At 59.0% G+C, this 2,513-nt stretch carries 4 protein-coding genes; 3 read left to right on the plus strand and 1 reads right to left on the minus strand.

The features are described from left to right. On the plus strand, window positions 1-183 hold a 183-nt coding region (locus JWQ61_RS00680), incomplete at its 5' end, for a hypothetical protein (protein WP_304358813.1). Window positions 184-250: 67 nt separating this feature from the next. Here the strand turns inward: JWQ61_RS00680 and ugpQ are convergent. After that, the gene (gene ugpQ / locus JWQ61_RS00685; protein WP_304358814.1) at window positions 251-1,039 is read right to left on the minus strand and encodes a glycerophosphodiester phosphodiesterase; all 789 of its coding nucleotides are present in this window, start codon (window positions 1,037-1,039) and stop codon (window positions 251-253) included. Window positions 1,040-1,296: 257 nt separating this feature from the next. Here ugpQ and JWQ61_RS00690 point away from each other — a divergent pair, with 257 nt between their 5' ends. Both JWQ61_RS00690 and JWQ61_RS00695 read left to right on the plus strand, forming a co-directional pair. Beyond that, a complete protein-coding gene (locus tag JWQ61_RS00690; RefSeq protein WP_304358815.1) occupies window positions 1,297-1,581 on the plus strand; it encodes a 2TM domain-containing protein in 285 nt (94 codons plus the stop codon). Continuing rightward, the coding region (locus tag JWQ61_RS00695) for a sensor histidine kinase (RefSeq protein WP_304358816.1) at window positions 1,578-2,513 on the plus strand (936 nt) is incomplete at its 3' end. The genes JWQ61_RS00690 and JWQ61_RS00695, both read left to right, overlap by 4 nt.

Consider the following 2,513-nt stretch of genomic DNA (forward strand, 5'->3'; position numbering starts at 1 on the left):
CATGACTGGCAGGGCGAAAGCAGCGACAACGATGGCAGCCAGCAATTTATTGATCTTCATTTTGACTTCCTTTCAGTTATTTTAAAAACAAGCAAATTTGGTGCTTTACGAGTGAAATCTACGATCAACCATTTGCCCGGTCACGGAGCACATGGCCTGAAACTCGGTTCCGCACTCTATTAACGCCAGCTTTTGGATTTGGTTGACATGAAGTTACCAACAGTTTTGGGCGGCGGCTGAAAAGCGGTTTTCAGACTGGCACACCAGGAAAATCGGCGCCGATCAGGTCGATCCGGTCCGTGCAAAACCCGTCCACACCCCAGCCCAGGATCTCCCTGGCCCGCGTCGGCGTATTCACCGTGTAGCAGAACAAACCGTAGCCGGCCTGGCTGACTGCCTGCGCCTGCATCGGCGACAGGTATTTGTGGTTGGTATGCAGCGCCACCGCGTCCAGTTCCTGCAACCGTTCTTGCCAATCGTCCTCGATGACATCTGTCAGGAAGCCGCGCGGTATGTCCGGCGCAGCGACTTGCGCGGCGCGCAAGGCGGCAAACGAGAAAGACGATAGCAAAGGCAACGCCGGATCGGCCCAGGCGCCACGCCTGCCAGCCGCGTGAGCCGCCACCTCGGCGCCGAAAAATTCCTCTGTTACCTGGGCCACCACGCGCCCGGTCTCTATCTCAAAGCCTTCGGCCGGCTTGATTTCGACATTCATCCAGATGCCGTTCCGGCGGCAGAATTCGAGCACCTGCTGGTAGGTGCATACCGGCTCGCCGGCAAATTGCGGCCCCAACCAGCTGCCGGCGTCCATGGCGGTCAGTTCCTCCGCGCTGAAATCGGCAACCTTGCCGACGCCGCGCACGGTGCGGCCGAACACGGCGTCATGCATCAGCACTGGCACGCCGTCGCGCGCCAGCATGACATCGAATTCCACTGCATGGAAACCATGCTGCAGACCGGAGCGCATGGCCGCCAGGGTGTTTTCGGGCGCCAGCGTGCCGCCGCCGCGATGCGCGACAACTTTTGGGTAAGGCCACATAACTCTTCTCTTTCAAGCAAATACGTTGGAATAACGATCAGGCAACCGGGTACTGGAAGCTGTATTGCCGATCCTGAACTGCCATCTTAAATGATTCGATTTAATTGGCACACCCCACCCTGCCGATCCTGCCCCGGATTTCATCCGTCGCGCGGCGGACGCCATTCGCGACATCCTGGGCCGGTTTCGTCGCATTTTGCTGTCAGCCGCCAGTCATGGCGTTCAAAATTCAAGCATATCTACACGGGAGAACAACGATGAACGACCACACCTTCAGTTACCAGGATGCGCAAGACCGGGTTGAACGCAAAATCGGCTTTTTCAGGCACCTGGCGATATACCTGATCGTCAACAGCGGCCTGGCGCTGCTGAACTACCTGCACAATCCCGGCCATGCATGGGTATTCTGGCCGGCCCTGGGCTGGGGAATCGGGTTACTATCACACGCCTTGGCGGTATTCCTGCACGCGCCGGGCGCGCAATGGAAGCGGCGCATGATAGAACGCGAACTAGACAAACATAACCACAATCCTCCCGCATGAAGCCGACCACCTCATTGCCGCAAAACGACCAGCCGCTCGCCCAGCGCCTGCTGCGCAGCCTGCTCGTCAACATCGGCATCGACGTCGTCTGCGCCGTGATCGTCACTTATGTGATGCGCATCTACGATGACTTCTGGATCAACCTGCTGTTTTCGCTATGCATCGGCATGCTGGCGTTGCTGTTCATGGAAACCGGCCGTTATCTGTTCCAGCGCAAAGCAGCGCTGCATAAAGTGCATTTTCTGGCATTTACAATAGTGGCTTCCGGCCTGGCCCTATTCCTCGGCATCCGGCTGGCCAGCTGGCTGCTCGGCCTGCCCGTGGATGATTTCTCCATGTACATGAATATCGGCGGCCTCGGCCTGGTGATCCTGACGGTGTCGGTCTGCATCGCCGCCACACTGTTTTTCTGGAATCTCAGCACGCTGGCTGAACTGCGCAACCAGGCCGCCATCGAAAAAGCGCGCTCGGTCGGCATCGAGAAACAGGCATTGCAGGCACAGTTGCAGATGCTGCAGGCGCAGATCGAGCCGCACATGCTGTTCAATACGCTGGCCACCCTGCAAAGCCTGATTGCGCTGGACCCGCCGCGGGCGCAGCAGATGCTGGACCAGCTGATCCATTTCCTGCGCGCTTCGCTGTCCTCGTCGCGCATCGAACAGACCACGCTGGCGCAGGAATTCTCCTTGATGGAGGCCTACCTGGAACTGATGTCGCTGCGCATGGGCAACCGTCTCAGCTTTGACCTGCAGCTGCCTGCAGCTTTACGCGACACCGTGATAGCGCCGATGCTGCTGCAACCGCTGGTGGAAAACGCCATCAAGCATGGCCTGGAACCCAAGATCGAAGGCGGCCGGGTCGAGGTTGTCGCCAGCCGCCAGGGCCAGTTGCTGCTGCTCGACGTCAGCGACAGCGGCCTGGGACTGGCGGCC

Source organism: Collimonas fungivorans, from assembly GCF_028292705.1.
Classification (GTDB): Bacteria; Pseudomonadota; Gammaproteobacteria; order Burkholderiales; family Burkholderiaceae_D; genus Collimonas; species Collimonas fungivorans_B.